The sequence below is a fragment of the Winogradskyella eckloniae genome (genome assembly GCF_013249045.1).
GTDB lineage: Bacteria > Bacteroidota > Bacteroidia > Flavobacteriales > Flavobacteriaceae > Winogradskyella > Winogradskyella eckloniae.
Genome location: NZ_JABRWP010000007.1, coordinates 26492 through 46631, shown reverse-complemented (window position 1 = coordinate 46631; position 20140 = coordinate 26492). Strand labels below are relative to the sequence as shown.

General features: G+C 32.1%; 19 protein-coding genes. All 19 read right to left on the bottom strand.

The annotated features are described in order from the left end of the window. Positions 1-43: 43 nt before the first annotated feature. The 19 genes from HNV08_RS12305 to HNV08_RS12215 all read right to left on the bottom strand — a co-directional run bounded on the left by HNV08_RS12305 (position 44) and on the right by HNV08_RS12215 (position 20138). Entirely contained in the window at positions 44-793 is a 750-nt protein-coding gene (locus tag HNV08_RS12305) for a glycosyltransferase family 2 protein (RefSeq protein ID WP_173281629.1), read from the bottom strand. Further along, complete coding sequence (locus HNV08_RS12300) at positions 790-1344, bottom strand: WcaF family extracellular polysaccharide biosynthesis acetyltransferase (protein WP_173281628.1); 555 nt, start codon at positions 1342-1344, stop codon at positions 790-792. Before HNV08_RS12300 ends, HNV08_RS12305 begins: the two co-directional genes overlap by 4 nt. 20 nt (positions 1345-1364) lie before the next feature. Further along, positions 1365-2315, bottom strand: a complete 951-nt coding sequence (locus tag HNV08_RS12295; protein WP_173281627.1) for a UDP-glucuronic acid decarboxylase family protein — start codon at positions 2313-2315, stop codon at positions 1365-1367. Between the two features lie 10 nt (positions 2316-2325). Beyond that, a complete protein-coding gene (locus tag HNV08_RS12290; RefSeq protein ID WP_173281626.1) occupies positions 2326-3468 on the bottom strand; it encodes a glycosyltransferase in 1143 nt (380 codons plus the stop codon). Positions 3469-3490: 22 nt separating this feature from the next. Then, entirely contained in the window at positions 3491-4489 is a 999-nt protein-coding gene (locus tag HNV08_RS12285; protein ID WP_173281625.1) for a glycosyltransferase family 4 protein, read from the bottom strand. Beyond that, positions 4489-5757, bottom strand: a complete 1269-nt coding sequence (locus HNV08_RS12280) for a hypothetical protein (RefSeq protein WP_173281624.1) — start codon at positions 5755-5757, stop codon at positions 4489-4491. The genes HNV08_RS12285 and HNV08_RS12280 overlap by 1 nt, the downstream gene beginning before the upstream one ends. Before the next feature lie 23 nt (positions 5758-5780). Next, the gene (locus HNV08_RS12275; protein WP_206677693.1) at positions 5781-6941 is read right to left on the bottom strand and encodes a glycosyltransferase family 4 protein; all 1161 of its coding nucleotides are present in this window, start codon (positions 6939-6941) and stop codon (positions 5781-5783) included. A gap of 11 nt (positions 6942-6952) precedes the next feature. Next, entirely contained in the window at positions 6953-8197 is a 1245-nt protein-coding gene (locus HNV08_RS12270) for a glycosyltransferase family protein (RefSeq protein WP_173281623.1), read from the bottom strand. Then, a complete protein-coding gene (locus HNV08_RS12265; protein ID WP_173281622.1) occupies positions 8194-9390 on the bottom strand; it encodes a glycosyltransferase family protein in 1197 nt (398 codons plus the stop codon). The genes HNV08_RS12270 and HNV08_RS12265 overlap by 4 nt, the downstream gene beginning before the upstream one ends. A 341-nt stretch (positions 9391-9731) precedes the next feature. After that, on the bottom strand, positions 9732-10577 hold the full coding sequence (locus tag HNV08_RS12260; RefSeq protein ID WP_173281621.1) for a sulfotransferase domain-containing protein: 846 nt from the start codon (positions 10575-10577) through the stop codon (positions 9732-9734). 34 nt (positions 10578-10611) lie between these two features. Next, positions 10612-11709 (bottom strand): non-hydrolyzing UDP-N-acetylglucosamine 2-epimerase, encoded by a 1098-nt coding sequence (gene wecB, locus HNV08_RS12255; RefSeq protein WP_173281620.1) that lies wholly within the window; start codon positions 11707-11709, stop codon positions 10612-10614. A gap of 63 nt (positions 11710-11772) precedes the next feature. After that, positions 11773-12732 (bottom strand): glycosyltransferase family 2 protein, encoded by a 960-nt coding sequence (locus HNV08_RS12250; RefSeq protein WP_173281619.1) that lies wholly within the window; start codon positions 12730-12732, stop codon positions 11773-11775. 251 nt (positions 12733-12983) lie between these two features. Further along, positions 12984-14081 carry a phosphotransferase family protein gene (locus tag HNV08_RS12245; RefSeq protein ID WP_173281618.1) on the bottom strand — a complete coding sequence of 366 codons (1098 nt, stop codon included), beginning with the start codon at positions 14079-14081 and terminating at the stop codon, positions 12984-12986. A gap of 159 nt (positions 14082-14240) precedes the next feature. Further along, the gene (locus HNV08_RS16365) at positions 14241-14903 is read right to left on the bottom strand and encodes a CatB-related O-acetyltransferase (RefSeq protein WP_194242012.1); all 663 of its coding nucleotides are present in this window, start codon (positions 14901-14903) and stop codon (positions 14241-14243) included. Next, positions 14896-16155, bottom strand: coding sequence for a glycosyltransferase (locus HNV08_RS12235; RefSeq protein WP_173281617.1), 1260 nt, complete (start codon positions 16153-16155; stop codon positions 14896-14898). The genes HNV08_RS16365 and HNV08_RS12235 overlap by 8 nt, the downstream gene beginning before the upstream one ends. Then, positions 16152-17180: a polysaccharide deacetylase family protein gene (locus tag HNV08_RS12230; RefSeq protein WP_173281616.1), complete on the bottom strand. Its 1029-nt coding sequence runs from the start codon at positions 17178-17180 to the stop codon at positions 16152-16154. The genes HNV08_RS12235 and HNV08_RS12230 overlap by 4 nt, the downstream gene beginning before the upstream one ends. A gap of 1 nt (position 17181) precedes the next feature. After that, complete coding sequence (locus HNV08_RS12225; RefSeq protein WP_173281615.1) at positions 17182-18090, bottom strand: hypothetical protein; 909 nt, start codon at positions 18088-18090, stop codon at positions 17182-17184. An 85-nt stretch (positions 18091-18175) separates the two neighbouring features. Further along, complete coding sequence (locus tag HNV08_RS12220; RefSeq protein WP_194242011.1) at positions 18176-18415, bottom strand: acyl carrier protein; 240 nt, start codon at positions 18413-18415, stop codon at positions 18176-18178. After that, the gene (locus HNV08_RS12215; RefSeq protein ID WP_173281614.1) at positions 18408-20138 is read right to left on the bottom strand and encodes an HAD-IIIC family phosphatase; all 1731 of its coding nucleotides are present in this window, start codon (positions 20136-20138) and stop codon (positions 18408-18410) included. The genes HNV08_RS12220 and HNV08_RS12215 overlap by 8 nt, the downstream gene beginning before the upstream one ends. Positions 20139-20140 lie beyond the last annotated feature (2 nt).

Here is a 20140-nt window from a genome sequence, read left to right as displayed (position 1 = left end):
GAAATGCTTCTATAAAGAAGCATCCTTAAAGTTAGATTAATATTTAAGATATAAATTGTTTCATTTTTGAAGCATTTTTAAAAAAAATGGTTATCCATGACCCTATTTCATTAACCTTAACAGCCTTATAGTCTTCTTTTGTTTTTTGAATTATATTTTTAAGACTTCTGTTACTTGCACCTCCAACTCTCATTTTTACAATAGTTTTGGGAAGATAAAAAAACTTTAGTTGTGGTTGTTTAAAGATACGCAAAATAAAATCATAATCTGCAGCAATTTTATAACCTAAGTTAAAGGCTCCATTATCTTGATAAATTTTCTTTTTTAGATATAATGTTGGATGTGCTGGCATCCACCCTTTTTTTAATAATCTAAGTTCAAATTTTTCACTAACCCAATTCCTAATTACTTTATTTGTGTTATCTAAAGCAACATAATGTAAATTGCCATATACGCCATCTACATTTTCTTGTTTAAATGCTTTGACAATATTTTCTATAATGGCATTATCTGCCAAAAAATCATCAGAATGCACAAACCCAACTACATCTCCAGTAGATTTTGCTATGCCTTTATTAAGCGCATCATAGATGCCTTTATCGGGCTCTGAACTCCACTTAATTTGAGTATTTATTTTGACTTTCTCTTTGATAAAATTTAGTGTTTGATCCGTAGAACCACCATCGACAATAATATATTCTATATTATCATAAGATTGGTTAAGTACCGATTCCATACACGTCTGTATCGTTGAAGCACTATTGTACGTAGCAGTAATTATAGAAATTTTCATTTAGTACTCTCTATTTTTCGAGTTTTCACTTTTTGGGCCGGATTACCACTGTATATACTATATGCTTCTAAATCTTTAGTTGCTACAGATCCTAAGCTAAGAACAGAATGACTTTCTAAAGACACACCTGGTGACACTATCGATTTAGCACCTACCCAACTCCCTTCTTTTAGAACAATTGGCGCAATAAACAAATCAAAGGTTGATATTTTATAATTATGATTTCCACAAATTAAAAGCGCACCTTGTGATATACAAACATTATTTTCAAGTGTTACTTGATCAAGGTTATCAATCCAAACACTTTCGCCAATCCAACAATGGTCTCCAATTTGCAATTTCCATGGATACTTTATGGTTACTTTGGGTTTAATAAGAACACCTTTGCCAATTTTGGCTCCAAATCGTCTTAGCAAAAACACTTTAAGACCAGACGAAATATTCCAACCAGATTCAAAAAAGAACCAATTTACAAAATACCATAACAAGCGTTTTAGTTTTGATCCTGGCTGATACCAACTATTATCATATTTAGATAGGTCTGTTTTCAAAGTATAAAGTATTACTTACATTAAGCTTTATTCGCTTTAATTAGCCCATCAAAATAGTTTATAGTTTTTCCTAATCCTTCTTTAAGATGGACTTTAGGCTCCCATCCATTCAATTCCTTTTTGGCTAAATCAATGACCGGTTGACGTTGCATTGGATCATCTTGAGGTAACGGTAAATGAATAATTTTAGAACTAGAGTTAGTTAATTCTATTACCAATTCAGCCAACTCTAACATTGTAAACTCTACGGGATTACCAATATTTACTGGTCCTACAAATCCATCTCTACTTCCCATCATACGTATTGTACCCTCTACCAAATCATCAACATATTGAAAACTCCTCGTTTGTGTTCCTTCTCCAAATACAGTAATGTCATCCCCTTTTAATGCTTGCATTATAAAATTTGAAACAACCCTCCCATCTTGTGGATGCATTCTTGGGCCATACGTGTTAAATATTCTAATAATTTTTATATCCACTGCGTTTTGCGTGTGATAATCCATAAATAGCGTCTCTGCACATCGTTTTCCTTCATCATAACACGATCGTAAACCAATAGGGTTAACATTTCCCCAATAACTTTCTGGTTGTGGATGCACTGCTGGATCTCCATACACCTCACTTGTAGATGCTTGTAATATTTTGGCTCCAACACGCTTTGCTAATCCTAACATATTAATCGCTCCCATTACGGAAGTTTTAATCGTCTTTATAGGGTTATATTGATAATGAACTGGTGAGGCAGGACACGCCATATTATAAATCTCATCAACTTCAATCATAAATGGATTTATTATATCATGCCTAACTAACTCAAAATAATGGTGATCCATTAAATGTTCTATATTTCGTTTTGAGCCTGTGAAGTAATTATCTAAACAAATTACTTCATTTCCTTCATTGAGTAATCTTTCACAGAGATGTGAACCAACAAAACCAGCGCCACCAGTAACTAAAATTCGTTTCATTTTATAATCTTTATGCGTTCAAAAATAAGCTTTTATTTTGTTCTAACACCTTAGGATTCTCAATAAATCCTTTAGCAAATTCGAATGCAGATTTTGACCATTGATTATATTCATCGTCTTCCATTTTACAAAAATGCTCTATTGCGGTAGTAAATCCTATTGCGTTGGAATTTGACATATCATAACCCAATTTTTCATTCTCTAAATTTCGCCAAGGTGTTTGATCCGATATTATAACTGGGCAACCATTTTGCCATGATTCCATTATAACATGACCAAAATTTTCATGAAATGTAGGTAACAGCAAAACATGTTCTTCTTTTAAGGTTAATGACAATTGATCATTAGGTATCGCACCCAAATAATTTACGAGTATATGTTTTGGAAGTGCGTTTATTTGGGCTTCACATTTTTTCCAATAATTTTCATCATCTATAGGCCCTATAATATTAAACCTTACCGTATATTTTGATGATACTTTTGATAAAGCCTCTAGAGCGCCAATTAAATTCTTTTTAAATGAAATACGCGATAGAAAAAAGACATTTATTTTATGGTCTTCTTTTATTTTTTTTGAATAGACGTCTTTGGAAATCGCAGACAGATTGGGTGCTAATAATATGTTACGCGCTTCTCCAAAGTGTAATTTAATTTCATCGATCTCACTTTGTGCTGTAGCATGCCAGAATACTTTTTTATGAAGACTGAAACACTTAAATAAAGATAAAAACACTTTTTTCTTTAGTGGCTTAATAGCTAACGCTCCAGCGCCTAACATACCTCTTGTTGCTAAAACTCTCCGTATGGGTTTATTTCTTAAAAGCCAAAATGGCAACAACGTATATTTAACAGAAAATAATGAATTAAAGTAAACAACATCAAAAGAATGCGTTTTAAATAGCTCAGTATAAAATTGCCTGTTTTGATGTTTAGCATCTAAATACATTACTTTATATCCCTCTTTTTCTACCCAAACGTTCAACTGTTCTGAAGGTATGTTTATGATTTCACCCAAGTCGGTATTTGAAGTAATAACACTAATATCAAACTCGGTCTTTAAACGGCTAACCAAATTAGCAATGGATTGAATAGGACCACCTGCTTTATAGGCTGGCAAATACCAATCAATGAATATCCATAATTTTATTTTCATGCTTATTAATATGAAATTGAGGTTACTTATTTACGCTTATTTCTTTGTAAATAGCCTTATATTTTTCTGCTATTTGATTAGATTTAAAACGTTCTACATTCTCCAAGCCTTTTTGTATTAAATCGTGTCTTAACTGCGCATTTCCAATAACTTCAACTAGTCCTGATCGAATATCTTCAACATCATAAGGATTGACCAAATATGCGGTATTAGCAGCAATCTCTTTCATTGCTCCCAAATTGGACGTAATCACAGGTCTACCTGTCGCTTGGGCTTCTATTATTGGCATACCAAATCCTTCATAGGTAGAAGCAAAACAAAGCAGATCACAGGCCTTATACGCTTCAACTATTTCTTCTAATTTTAAATCAAAGCGGTATTCTATATTGAGATCTAGTTGGCTTACAAAAGCTTTTTGATCTTGAGTGAGCTTCCCTATTAACACTATTTCACAAGATATTGAAGATAAGGCCGTTAATACATTTTCCAAGTTTTTATTAGACTTTGTTCCTAAAAGAAGCACTTTAGGCTGTATCGTGTTAAATTTATAGTCACTAAATCTAAATAAACTATTTACTGGATTATGAACTACCCTAATTTTCTGCTTAGCAAACGGTATTACTGCTTCAAGTTCTTTTTTAGTAAAATCTGAAATAACGGTTATGCGCTTCACACATAGTGCTGGTATCCAAAACCAAAATAGTTTAAAATACAATTGTTTTATGAATGCCCCTTTTAAAATAGATTTTACATCATGAATGGTAAGCACCGTATTTTTACCAGTCGCTAATGCCATGTAATGTATATCTCCTGTAATATGATAGATAAGCGACTTATCTTTTTTAAACTTCGCTATATTAGACCATAGCGTTTTAAGACCTCCTCCAGACTGTTTTACATTAAACAATGACGTGTTAATACCGATCTGTTGTACACGGGTTTTAATATGATAAAAAATACCCTCAATACTCTTGTATCTTGGATCTGGTTTTCTAAATATGTACGTTACTGTGTATTTCATTAATCAATACGCCATCTTAATTGTTTTTTTGCAAACCAAAAAAACAGAATAACCACAACAATTGATTTAATTAAATGGTTTAGCACTACCACTAATTCCGTTTCCGCTTTAATAACTTGTAAAAATATAAGCGGTAAAAAAGCGACAAATACAATATTGGTTTTGGTCATTCTTTTCAAAAATAGCCAAACTCTACCAATAAAAAATCCCCATATTCCCATAAAGACGACTCCACCAGTTCTCCCAAAATTCCCAAAAGCCTCACCAACAATACTAATCCCCATAGAAACCCCTTCATTAATAGAAAGCCCTGTAAATAACATAAAATTTTCTTGACCACCAGCTTTTGCTTTATTTGGATTTAAAAACCTTGGCAAAATAGAGGCGAATACAGCATCTTTTATTGTAGCACCATTTAAATAATCTTGATTCATAGGGATATTATCAATTATAGCACTAATAATCCATCCTTGATTCAATCTTACATTTACACCAATTTCATCATCGGACTCTATAGCACTAGTGTCCTCAGTGGTTAAAGATGAAACTAATAGACTCACAAAAAGTTCTAATTTATTACCTGAATAATTATTCCAAACCTGCAATCGAAACGCTGCTTTTATCGTTTGCAATGCTAATGCAAAAAATATACCCACCACAAAAGTTACCAATATGGTTCTTACCGAAGGCTTGTGTTTCAATGACCAAAACATATAAAAAAACATAGACCATAATATAAAATCATGGAATAAGGCTTTAGATATAGCTACCAAGAGCAGATAAATAATAGCTAAATAAAACACTCTTTTGAGTTTCTTATTTTCTGAATAGAATAGAATTATGGCGCCAACAAACTTAAAATTAGATATTATAAACACTAAAAAACCAAGAGATCTAGGAAGTGCTCGACCAAATAACTCAAAAATTATTCCCATTAAAAAAATGATTAATCCATATTTAGAATAGTTTTTTAACATTTCTAAATTCAAATTTAATGAACCCTTTTTTAATACAGTAAGAAAAAGGACCAAACAAAATAACATATAAGCAGGAACCACAAAAGACATATAGGACTCCTCGTTAACGTACATATAGTACTTCCAATGTGTTGATGGAGACGCATATTCTATAATCGGACCAATAATCCATTGGAGTCCTGCAATAAGCAGCATTAACTCTAATATAGGCAACCCTTTCCCTAAGCGCATTATAAATTTATAAGCAACGTAGATTACAGTAGCAACTCCTATATAAGACCAAGTCTCCATGTTTAGCGAATCTTTATTTTTAACTAGATTTCATTTTCTATGGCTTCAACGATGTTAAGCATTGTAAATTTATTGACGTGCGCCTTAGAATGCACTCCCATTTGTTGTAACGATGTTATCGTTAACGCTCTTAAGATATTTATTAATTCTTTTTGACTATCGTGGCGAAAGCAATACCCATTATAGCCTTCTATTAACATATCCGATGCACCTCCTACCTTATCTGCGACGATAATAGCTCTAGACGATGCCATAGCTTCGTTAACAGCAAGTCCCCAAGTTTCTCCTGGTCCTTTAGAAGGTAAACAAAACACATTACCTAAGCGATATAAAATTGGCATTTTACTTTGATTTTGAAAGGGAATCATTTTTATATTGACATCGGCTTTAGACAACAGTTGTAAATCTTCTTCTAATGGCCCATGACCAACCAACAACAATTTTAAAGGTTGAGTTCTTTCTTCATTGACCTTTTGAATGGCTTTTAATAAAAAATCGGGTTGCTTTTTACTTTCAAATTTACCTGCAAATAAAACGACTATATCATCATTATTATACCCTAACTCTTTACGCCAATTTAGAGCTTGGGATTCGTAGTCTTTATCTACGGCATCAAAAAATCGTTCATTGTCTATAGCATGTGGTGCCAAAATAAGTTGTTCGTCTTTGAGTCCTACCGATTTAAAATACGCTTTATTTTGCATCCCAACATAAAAGGCTTTATCAATGTACCTATAAATATAAGTTAAGTAATACTTTCTCAATACTTGCTTTATACCTGGAACATCATCTAATAAAGTAGAATCGCCTCTAAACCACACCGGAATTTTTCCTTTAAAAAATTTCATGGCCTTTAAATGACTTTTTAAATACCAACCAAATATTAACACCGTATCGGGTTGCCATAGTCTAATGCGCTCATTCAGTGTAGGACAATCTATTCCGTTCTTGTGATGTGTACCTGGATCTGTTGAAACATTCTCTACAAACTCAAAATTATAGCCTTCTAATAATGGTATATCCCATTTTATAGTTTTGCCAAAGGTTTTATCTTTTACCGCTTCAGAGGCTTGAGACCACGTATAAAATACTTTAACATCCAAATGGCCTCGTTCAGCAATCAATTTAAACCAAGGTGCATAATACTGTATAGGATGTGTGGTAACGATAGCTAATTTTTTCAAATCAATAGGAATTAATTACTAACAACTTTATCCATGGCCTCCGCTAATACTTTTGCAGATTGCTTAGACGAGTATTGGTCTAATGACTGTAGTTCTGGAGTCCAATCTTCATTCTTTTGAAAGGGTTCTAGAACATTACTTATGGCTTTAACAATTGTTGATTTAGTATCACCTTCTTCATAAGCCACTAAATAAGCGTCGGCTTTTACGTCTTTAATAACCTGAACAGCCGAGCTATCTGCATGTAAGACTGTAAACAATGGGCGTTCACTTAACAAACATTGAAATGTTTTAGATGCCGTATAATGCTTTTCTGTACTACCAAACAACATGACGCGATCTGCATGCGACAAGTAATTTAATATATTTAAAAATGGTTGACGTTCTCTTTGCTCAATGACCATATCCTCTAAGCCATAATCTGCCGCATAAGCTGTAATGCGTTTAGCCGGATAAGGGCCAGTGCCAATAAAAAACAATTTAATATTGGGATCCCAGTTACCTGCATCTTTTAATACCTTGATGGCATTGAAAAAACTATCCATAAATAAATGAGAGTTAGGCAAAAAAGCACCTGCATAAATCCAAGGTTTACAATTTTCTATACCGTCCCATGGCATTTTTAAACCCTCTAATTTAATTTTATGATCATTAGGATCAAAACCATATGGCATGCCTGCATGTACAGGTGGTGTATCAAAATTTCGTTCTATGACTGGCCAATAATACGGTGTAGAAACACCAGTAATAAACGCTGCTTTTTTTACAGCATAAGGCTCTAATGTTCTCGCTACAGATTGGCTTAGTTTTGCTCTTGTATCATTTTGATTCGTAATATCTCTTACCCATGGATCTATATAATCAATACCATAAGGAATGCCTGTTTTATTATGAACAACTCTACCTAACACTGCGGTGTAAAAGGAAGGAATTGGCACCCAAATACAATCAATTTTGCGTTCTTTACATAGACGCAAGGCTTCTTTTTTAAGAAACGGAAATGCACGCAAACCTATATCACCTATTAGTCTAGGCTTTCCTACGTTGTAAGCTTTTGTATAAATCACTTCAATATCTTCTGAAGCTGTTTTAGCGATATGCGGATCTGGTGTTTCTTCATAATATTGAGAATCTACGGTTAACAATAGCGGTTTCCAACCAAATTGCTTTAAGTAGTTTCCAATTAAACGCGGACGTTGAACACCTGCTAAATTTGCAGGTACCCAATGCGGATATATGATTAAAACCGTTTTCATTGTATTAATTTTTTTAATTTAAGTTGTTCATTTTCCCACGAAAATAGTTTAGCACTCTGCCAACGTTGTAGCTTATTATCTATAGATAAAACATCTAGATTTATTTCTAAAAGACTATCTGCTAACGACGATTTCATTATGACACCTGCGTTATAGGTTAAAGACTCTAAAAAGTGAGACTGCCCAAAGGTATTTGTCGCCAAAATATATAAACCAGATTGCAAGTAAGCTAAAAACTTATTGGTTAGGCAAATATCTCTATTATAATCTGCATTTCCATTTTCTAGTGCTAAACCAATATCCATTTGACTCAAAAAATCGTGTAATTCTTCTTGATTCATGATATCATGAAGTATAACATTATTGCTTAATTCTATTGCATTTAAATAAGCTTCATTACGATTTCCAACGAAGTGAAACTCTACAGTGTCCATTGTTTTTGCTGCTTCAAAGACTTTTTCTAGTCCTCGATTTGGACCTATATGTTGTGAAAACCAAACGCATTTAATTTTAGATCCTACTTTGGGCTGAGGCTTTTTAAAGTCAACGGCATTAAATGCATTTACAATTGTCATTTCATTCGCTTCATCATCTACTTTAAAATGCTTCTGGCATTCCATTTTTATACCTTCAGAAGCATATGTAATACTATCTGCTTTTTGAAAGCTATGCGCCATAATTCGCATTCGGTTTTGTTCCTCATAGGCTTTATTAAAATAGAGGGCTTCACCAGGATAATAATCTTCAATATCTAGTTGTAAAGCAATACCTGTTTTATCTGAGGTCTTTACGGCCGCATAAAAAGCACCTAAATTATGAGCAATGACTCTCGTAAACGTAGTGGTTTTTAATTTTCTTTTAGACACTAACCATAATTGTGGTGCCTTATCGTTGCTAGCAAATGCTGCTATTTTAAAGCTTTTAGAAAATAGGCCATTCAATAAAATGGCAGATTTATGAAGAATTTTACAACCAATGGTTTGTAATACCTTATTCGATCTATCTAATTCTATAAATTGGACTTCTGGATTCCTTGCTTTTATTGCTTCAGAGAGTTCCAAAGTCCAATCGTGGTGTTTAAAACTAATCACACAACACTTAAAGTCATTTTTTAGTGCCTCAAATTCTTTCACAAGACGCGGATTTGCGGCTAAACTAGATGTTGTAATAAATAATAAATTCGATGGGTTCAAAATGACTGATTATGCTATAACGCTATTTTTTATACACTCCCAAAAAGACGTATTACAATTGATTTATCAACTTTTAATATCTTTCGTTTGGCACAAAAATAACCGAAATAATTTTGCAATATCTATGTATATGTTGTTTTCTGTAATATTCTTATTTTAAATGCTAAACCTCAACAAACCAAATTGCAATAGTTTTATCCTTTTTGAAGTAATATAAACACATGGAATTGCCAGTTATCACGAAAACTCCATGTTATCAGAATATTAAAAACGACTATCACGTTACAAACAATTCTGAAAAAAAAACATCAAAAAGGGTTTTATCGCTTTAGATTTACCAATTAAGAGTTCAATTTTAAATTTGTTAATGCCTCAAATTGCTTAATGTCTTCCGAAAAAAAGTCCTTTAGTCTTTCTCTATTTTCATCAGTGAGCACATCTTTTGTAGCGTGTATTTTCTTTCTTGACACGTTTTTAATTGCCTTGCTTCCTTTTATGGCTTCAACCATAGTGCTAGGAATGAGTTTTTTTAAGCCTTGAACAAAACCAGATTGTGTGACTTTTACATAATTTGTAGCATAGTAGGTCTTTGAAGAAGAATTATTTAGAACTATTTCTTCAACCGAAACAGGCTCTAATCCTAAAAACTCAAATAACCCAGTCATAGCTGTTTGTGGTTCTGATTTTAAATCTTCTGCTTTTAAAAAATACATGTTTTTCAAATCGAAATATTTCAAATATTCTTGAATTTGGTAATAATACATGCTCGTTTTAACAAAAGGGTTTTCCTCTAAATTAGACGCAACAAATGTATTTATAGAATATGATGAAGGAATATCGCCATAAGTTTTAGAGTCTGTATAATTAGATTGAAATCTATCAATAGGATCTCTTACAATGTATATTATTTTCACATCATCACCCAAGTTTGCATTAATTCTTCTTGGTACAAATGGATGCGTATGTTTTTTAGAATAACTCACGGAAGACTCTCCATTGTATTTATAACCAGGCTTAAAAAAGGTACTATACCAATCTAAACCTTTTTCATAATTCTTATCGTAACTAAAGAAATCTAGCTCTTTGGGATCTGACATTTGTATTTCTGGATGCTTATCTAAATAAGCATGAAGACTAGTAGAACCGCATTTCATTCCTCCTATAATCAATAAATTGGGTAACGTCATATAAATTATTTTATAAAATATCTAAAAGCAATTACTAGGCCTCTAAAATAACTTTTAAAATTCGTTCAGTGGTACATCCATCCCAATACTTAGGTATTTGTCCATTTTTATACGTATTGGTCATGATTAATTTTATCTGACTTAGAATATCTACGTTATTAAAATCTAGCAAAGTATTAGAACCGATCTCTAGAGTACTTGGTCGTTCCGTATTTGGTCGCAAGGTTAAACACGGCTTTTGCTTAAATGTTGTTTCTTCTTGTATCCCACCACTATCCGTAAGTACCATTTTACAACTGTGTATTAGATTTTGAAAACTAAAATAATCTAGTGGTGCTAAAACTTTTAAATTCTCAATACTTTTGAACTCGTTTTCTAAATTAAATTTTTTAATATTATTAAGAGTTCTAGGATGCATTGGGAATACAATAGTAATATCTTTTGGCATGTCTTCTAAAAGTGCACATAATGCTTCTAAGCCCTTTTTATTATCAACCGTTGCGGGCCTATGAATGGTTATTAATATAAATTCATCCTTGATTAAGTTATACGATTTTAAAACCTCAGCAGACACAATATTAGCTTCAAAGGCCACAAGCGTATCAATCATGGTATTACCAACAAGGTGTATTTTAGATTCTGGCTTACCTTCTTTTATTAAATTATCGATACCACTTTGTTCTGTAACAAAATACAAATCTGAAATTTCGTCCACTAAAATTCTATTTATTTCCTCAGGCATTGACCGATCAAAGCTTCTTAACCCACTTTCTATATGACCTAATGTTATACCCAACTTATAGGCGGTTAATGCCGCAGCTAGCGTAGAATTAACATCGCCAGGCACCAAAATAATATCAGGTTGAAACTGTTCTGTAATTACTTTTTCTAAACGCAACATAATTTCGGCCATTTGAGTATTAGGTGTGGCTTGAGAAATATTCAAAAAATAATCTGGCCAAATATCTAACTGCTGAAAAAACACATCTGCCATGGACTTATCAAAATGCTGGCCAGTATGTACAATTTTTATATTAAATTGATTTGCAAACTGTTGCGCTGCTACTTTTTTAAACTGTGTGACTTTGATATAATTTGGTCTTGTACCAACTACGATAAGAATGTTTTTCATTTACCAAATTAGTTTAATTTTGTTTTATCTTAAATGCCTTGTACATTTTTATTGACACCTTTTCTAATGATTTTTATGAACAAAAGTCGTAAATGATTTTGCTGCTTTCCATCCAAAGATAATTTTTATCATCTCTATAATTCTCCCTCCAAGAACGGGTAAATATTGAGACCCTCCAAATTGTTTTGAAAGCTCCATAGCCTTATTTGAAAGTACTTTAAACCTTGGATATGCATCAATTGCTATAATTTTATATTGCAAGGCCATAGCGTTTTTAAAGGCTATTGATCCCTCTAGTCCTTTAAATTGTTTCGTTTTTGAAGCCAAAGCCCTTAATTGACTGTCAATATGTTTTTGTTGCTTTTGGTTCGCAATATTTTTACCATTAACGTGCTTTCTGTAATGATTGATAATTTCAGGCACATAAATCACTTGCGATGCACGAGAAACGACTCTACAAAAATATTCCCCATCTTGATCTTTACTTAAGGTTTCATCCCAAGGCTCAGTACTCTCTATTAATTTCCTAGGAGCTAACCAAGCACTCGTTTGAACCATATTTTGAACACCATTTGCACCATAAAGGTTTAATAAAAATTCTTTCGGATTATCCGTGGTATATAGAAAGTCCCAATCCGTGATAACACCAGTATCAATAGTTTCATAAAAATGACTTGTATTACACACTGCGATAGCCCTATCATCATTAGATATTGCATGCATTTGAGATGCAATTTTATCTCTGCTTAATAAATCATCATTATCTAAAAATTGAATATAGTCTCCTTTTGACAAACGTAAACCATAATTTCGAGCCGCACACGCACCTTGAGAAGGGTTACGCACTACTTTTACATTAACTTTATCAATTGACATTAAATATTCCAAAGATCCATCGGTAGATCCATCGTCCACAATGATAACTTCAATGTAGTCATAAGTTTGATCGTAAATAGAGTTTAAAGTATCTTTTATATACTTTAAACCATTATAATTTGGTATTATAACTGAAACTAATGACATTGTTATAGTTAATAATCTAAATATTAATATTATTTTCTAAATCTCAAAAAATTAAACAACTGCTTTAATTTTACCTTTAATAAATTACATTGAACACGTAAGATAAAAACATTTATTTGACTTTGTAAAAAGAAATTTTAACTTCTAAAAAAAAAAACACTTCACCTTTAACAATAGCTTATGTTACATCGCAATAAAATATAGTGGTAAATCGACTCTATTGACCTATTGTTTTACCAGGCATGAATAAACTAAGTATTATAGTTTACCGCAGTAAGCCACCTTTCATAAGCACCTTCGTTGGCTTCAAATTCTCCTTTTGAAATAACTAAAATCTCTAACAATGTCAGTCGTACATATAATTCCATATGTTTTTCTTTCATCAATTTATTTGAGAAAAAAGGTTTTAATACAGAAAGTTCATTAGGAAAATATTTAGAACTAAAAGTGTGATTTGGTGATTTGTATATTGCAATAGAAATATAATCAAAAAACCGATTGAATAAGCCTCCATCACCCCAATCTATTATTTTGATGTTTCCATCTTGAGATAAGATTTGCCCTGCATTAAAATCTCCGTGAACCAGTGCTAAGTCTATTTTAATATTTTTATTTAAATAGTCCCTTTCAATTGAAGCCTTTAAGGTCTCTAAAGCATTCAATATAGACGCGTTGTTAAGCGTACCTAACTTATTAATTAAACCTAGGTAATATGCATCTAACACTGTCTTCTTTAAAGTTTTACGATTAAGTTTTTTAATTTTTTTTTGAGCTCTGACCAATTGAGATTCATCTATGAATTGTTTACCTGCGCCAACCGCCAACTCTTCAACATAATATTTTGGATCATCAGATATTTTTAAAAGTTTTGGAAATACTTTAGACAGGTTTTTAAATTGATTGCCCATTTGACGCGCAATAAGCTCATTTTGAAATCGCTCAGCATAAGCTTCTTTTGCTAAAACATGTGTTACCGTTTTATGACTATGAGAAAAGACCCCGAAAAAATGCCATTCAACATAAATGACGTCAATTTTATTCCAATCTATTGGACTGGCTACATTCATAGATTTTATTTTATGTCGCATACCCAAAATATTCAATAAAAAATGTACACTTGGTAGAATTGCAATCATTTTTAGAAAAAACCAAATCAAATAAGTCTTATATGTTCTTACCTTATAAACATATTTAAAGAAAAATCGAATTGAAGAACCTTTTAAATGGATACAGACATTGTATCTAGGAATACAGATAAACTTAGCTCGTGATGAACCTGTTTTACGTATTATTTGGCTGCGGTCTAAAGTCTCAAATATATCATCTACATCATACCTTCTAATTTTCATACTACTTGTTACTAATATTTTTTAAAAACAACATTTAATAAGTCTCATATTTAGTGTAAACCACAAAAAACACACTAGTTATTGTTGGCACAAACCCGTACTAAACTCATAACTAATTAAATAACAAGAAGAAGAAAATTAATAGCTATAAAACTACGACTATTCTAGGTTTTTTTTAAAAAAATCGCTTTCTTTTTTTATTTTTTCTATGGGCCAATCCCACCATTTTTTTGCATATAATTGCGCTCTTACTTCTGGAGAAAAACGATACTTAATTACCTTAGCTGGTGAACCAGCAACGATAGCGTAGGCAGGAACCTCTTTGGTTACAACAGAATTCGCCGCAATTATAGCGCCATCATTTATTTTTACGCCTGATAAAATTAAAGAATGTGCACCAACCCAAACGTCATTCCCAATTGTAATATCTCCTTTTGAAATAAAGTCATTATTTACTTCCTCATTAAAAATATTCTTAAATATAGGATAAGTTGTCGCTCTAGACATTGCATGATTACTGACTTGCATTGAAACATTTCTGGCTATTGAACAAAATTGACCAATTGTTACTTTACCACCATGTGCCACAATATCTGTATTGGGGCCATTTAAACTTGTAAATCTTCCAATTTCAATATCTCCATACAATTCACATCTTGCCACCAAACACCCCTCATCTATTACTATATTACCATCTAGACGTGAGCCATAAACCTTTGTTTTTTGATGAATTTTTACTTTACTAGATAAGGGTACGAAATTACCAAATCGCAATAAGAGATAAACCTTATTAAATAGTTTATTTTTAAGTTTATTAATCATTTTTATCTAAAAGGTATTGGGTAAACATTTTATAGTTACTCTCAGCACTAAAGTTGTCTTTAAAAAACTGCTTAATGTCTGTAATATTAAAACGTATTTTCTGATCTAATATCTCCGTAATTTTTAATGAAATTTCTTCATTACTCGCATCCAAATCTAATAACACCCCTGTTCTTTCATTTACAATCTCAGGTATTCCAAAAATTCGATATGCCATAATTGGTACACCAAAACTTTGAGCTTCCATCATTGAAACAGGCAAACCTTCTTTTAGACTTAAAGATAAAAATAAATCAACATCATTGTGCGCATAAAATTCCAGAACCTCACGATTTGCAACATGACCTTTATATTCAAAGCTAACATTTGATGGTAATTTTTTAGCGGCTTCCAAAACTTCATTTTCCTGAGGCCCATCCCCAAAATGTATCCATCTAATTTTATGCCCTTCAGATTGTACTAAACTTAACAACTCTGGAATTCTTTCTATTTGTTTAAAAGGAAATAGATTGGCGCAACTTACCATTAAAAAAGACGCCGAATCTTCAGTTTTTGGTTTTATTTTTATATTTGATATATACGCTCTCACGCCCAAATAAGCTACATGCACTTTTTCACTATCCTCAGTTAGCTGAGTATTAAAATACTGTTTGTTGTAATTACTTATTGCAAATACCGAATTAATATTTTTAAGAATATATTGCCTAAAAGGGACAGACCCACAATCCCAGCGTTCGTTGAACACGTCAAACCCATGCGCTCTACAATACAGATTAGAAATTCTATTTTGCGATTTAAGATATGCTAAACTCAATGTTGAATTCACAAACCAATAATCATAAAAAATAGGATTATTCAACTTTGATTTTTCTAAATATGATTCAATGAGTTTTGCTTCATTTAAAGCATTGGCCAGATAATAGATAAAATATCCACCTTTAAGATAGTAGGCTCTTTTTTTATCCTTCAGTACCGTATATAAATAAATTTTAAAAACGGCCTTAATACGATTAAATGAACCTAATATGTATTTAAAATGGTTTTTCACTTTACCATTATCTACTAAAAGATCATTGACTTCTACATTTTGAGGTAACGGACGCTGACCTGTATGTGTCTTTTCCCTAGGTATTATGATAACGCGTTTAAAGGCATCTGCTAAATGCTGAATTTCATTTTCAATAAAGGTTTCAGACTTCTTACCATAAGGATAATGTAATGTAAAAAGCACTAAAGTTTCTCCTGTTTTCATACCGTAACAATGCGTTGCTTTGAACCTGACACAAAAGATATTTTACCATTGACAAAGTCATTTAAATAACGTTCCGTCGTTTGCGGCCCCACATATAAGCGCGGTAAAGCATGCATATGGTTTTGATGTTCTGCCATAATATTACCTTTTCTCCCTGTCGTAGAAGTTTTAATTTTGGTTTGAGACATCAATTCCACTTCTCTAATACCAACCTCTACAGGCGAACCAAATGGATATGCAAAGTGCTCTACTGGCGAATTTAATCTTGATTCTAAAATGCTTACTGATTGATTAACTTCATACAACAGTTGACTATCGCTTATAGCTTTAAATGAAGGGTGATTTACAGTATGCGCTGCTATGGTAACTAATGGATCTGAATTTAGTTCAATAATTTGATTCCAATTTAATGCCAAATGCTCTACTTTTTCATAAAGAGGCATGTTATATTTTGAAAATAATGTCTTTATAAGATTTAATTGTTCCTCACCTTCATAACTTTTAATGAGGTGACGCAAAAAATTAAAAGTTTCTTCTTGCTCAGCATAACTCTGAAGATTAAAATTATACGTTTCTTCTTTTAAATTAAAAGAGATCTTTTGTTCCTTCAGTAATAAATCTTCTAATAAGTACCACCACAAGACCGCTTTTTTATCTGGGAAATTTGTTGTTACATAAATTGTAAAAGGCACGTTATGCCGTTTAAAGATAGGATACGCATGGGTTAAATTATCTACATAACCATCATCGAGAGTGAATATCACAAACTTTTTCTTTATGTTTCCCTGCAAATAGTCTGGCAATTCATCTAAAGAAATAAAATCATAATTTCTTTTTTTAAAATAAACAATTAAGTCCTCTAAGTGTGCTTCTGTGATTTCTATACCAGTGTTACGAAGTCGCTTCTCTTTTGATTTAGGTATAACACGATGGAGTACAACAATTTGACCTAACCCTTGATATAATCCACGAAAAAAGGGAGAAAGTGCATTTTTAATAAAAATCTTTCCTTTTGTAGTATTCATTTTAAAAATTTAAGATAAAAAATTCCGAATATAATGTATCTATTAATTCATCATTATCTGCATATCTATATACATACGGTCTTTTACTCGGGTAATATTTTTTTTTCACCACACAATTCTTAGGGATATATCTATCTGCTACTAAAACACCCATAGACCAACCTAATTTTCTACAAATATTAACAGCATTTCCTGTATTAGAAAACCCGTTAAAAAACACTTCCGGATGACTTATATAATGAATTTCAGACAAAGCCAATATGTCTTTAAGAGCGGACTTTAAAATTGAGATTTTATTAAAAACATTTGGCACATAGCTTCTTTTTTTACAAATAACAAAAGAATACAAGTCATCTTGCTTTAAATATAAAAACTGGGTATTTTCAAATATTTTATGATCGTTGTATAATTTCAATTCTTCTTGTCCAAGTAGTTGTCCTGCATTTTGATCATTGATGTTATAGATCTTAATTTTTGATCTACTCTTATGACTTTGCAAGGGTAATAGCTTATAATTTTTATATTCTATTTCTCTAAACTTTAAACTCTTAAAAATTTTATAGGGCACTTCAGAAGCTGTAAAATTTGTTACAACATGATCTTTAAGCTTCAATACCTTTAACAACAATGCCATACCACCAGTTTTTACACTAGGATCAACAATCCAACTGTGAAAGTTACAAAAGCGATGCATTTCTCCATTTATGATTCGCTCAGTAAAAATGGTGCCAATAAATCCTAAAATCTTATTTTCAACCTCTAAAACATACCCGTAATGGGTATGCTCAGCATTAAAATTTACCGACACAATTTTTTGCCAATCGGATTTACTAAAACTCGTGCTGTTTAGACGTGCTAAAAGCCCATAAATTCCTTCAAAATCTAACTGAGTAGCTTCTCGAACAGTCATGCTTATAAATCATTATTTTGTGAGGCACCTATGTAGCTAACCGTACTGATAGGTTGATATTCCGTAATTTAATCACAATGATTAACTACCCTTCTATTATTTCTTCAATTTTAATTTTAATCAATTGAAAATTCAGCATTTCAATAATATCTTCCTCTTCAAATTCAATCTCAAACTCATCTTCTAAGGCTGTAACTAAATTAATAGAACCAATAGAGTCCCAGCTATCTAAATCATCTGGACTTGTATCTTCATTTATGATGTCCTTTGGTACTTCAAATACCAAAGCCATAATTTCTTTTAGTTTCTCTTCAATATTAGGCATAATGTAATGTTATATAATTATAGGCGTTAGCCGCTGTAAAAGTAGCCTTTTTCATTGAATATAATGACATTGTTTCAGTTTGTTCGCTTTGTTCAAACCCTATTTTTGAATAAAAATCTGCAACTTGCGCATTTTTATTAGTCACTTTATAAGTCGCATTTAACTGCGCTGTTTTAGAAAAAACATCTGTTAACACCTCGTCTAAGAATCTATATTCTACGGTTCTTCCTAAAATTCTGCAGCTCATTAAAAGTGCATCAATATGTGCCGTTTGCTTATTTATATAGTGCACAATACACAAACCCGTTATGCCGCTATCTCCAAACTTATCTTTTACACTAAACGCAAAACAATCATATGCATCACTGTCTACAAATGCTGCTATCTGTGACTCTGTATATCGCGGCGTTGTTAAGTTAAATTGGTTAGTTTTTTGACTCATTTGTGCCATTCGAGCAATAAGGGTCTTGTCATTTTTATGAATCGTTAATTGTAACTCTAAGGACTCTAAAAATGCTTCAAAACTTTGTGATTGTCCTTCTGCATTAGCACGCTGTACATTCTGTTTATATTGATCTAGTTTTTTAGCATCTTCTTGGGTCTCGTTGAGTTGCACAAAATAATTGACCCATTGTTGCTGTTGTACATAATATTGTACTGCATTTTTTGGCACCTGAATCGTATGAACTGAAGGCACTTGGTCTCGCATTAATTGCACTTCAAAATCACTATCATCTACAAAAACAAATGAATCCACACCAATATTAAGCTCACCAGCTAAACGTTTTAAATTTTCACTTTTAGGCTCCCAGTTTACTTTTTTTGCCACTAAGGCGTCATTATTAAGTGTTAATTCGCTGTGGGTTTCTAACACCTTATCGACATCTTCAGGATTATTTTTACTCGCTAATGCAACAAGAACTCCTTTTTTACCCAATGCCAATGCTCTATACTGAGCAGCCGCAAAAGATTGGCCTTTATACGTGTTTTCATCCATTGCTATATGGTCAAAACCATCTTCGCCTAAAATTCCTTTCCAAAGAGTATTATCACAATCTAGAGCTAATAGTTTTTTTACTTGCCCAGTTACCGCATTAAAATACGGCTGAATCAATCGCATATAGCTGACATAAAACCCATGCTTATAAAGCAATTTATTTTTTAAATAGCCTTTAAAATCTATAGAATTTTCAATACCAGATTGCACTAAACATTTATCCGTATTTATCCATTTTATGGATTTTGGCGCATATTGATCACAAAACGCATTAAGACGCATCGCAAGTTGTTCTAAAGCTCCTGTTTGGGTTTGTTGATAGCTAAATGGCAATGCCGTAAAACGATTCATTATCACTAAAGAAGCTTTTGATATAGCGCCAAATGTAAGTCGTAATTCTGACTGAATTTTTTGTTCTAAAGCAGTAATATGCTCAACACTAAATCCATCTATTTTATACTCTAAACCATGTAAACAGTTGGCAAGCTCCCAAAAAATGAGTATCACCTTATTGTTTAAATCAAACTCTAAAGCATTTTGAGAAATATTATCGTAATCACCGAATGTAATATTTGCTTTGATTTGGTTAAGCGCACAATTGTATTCTATATAATCTTTAAGAGGATTTGTAGTAATATTATTGAGGACTAAAAGTTCAATAGTGTGGGCGTTATTACTAGGTACTAAATGAGCTTTAGCTTTTAAAAGTTCTAAATAACTGTTCATTG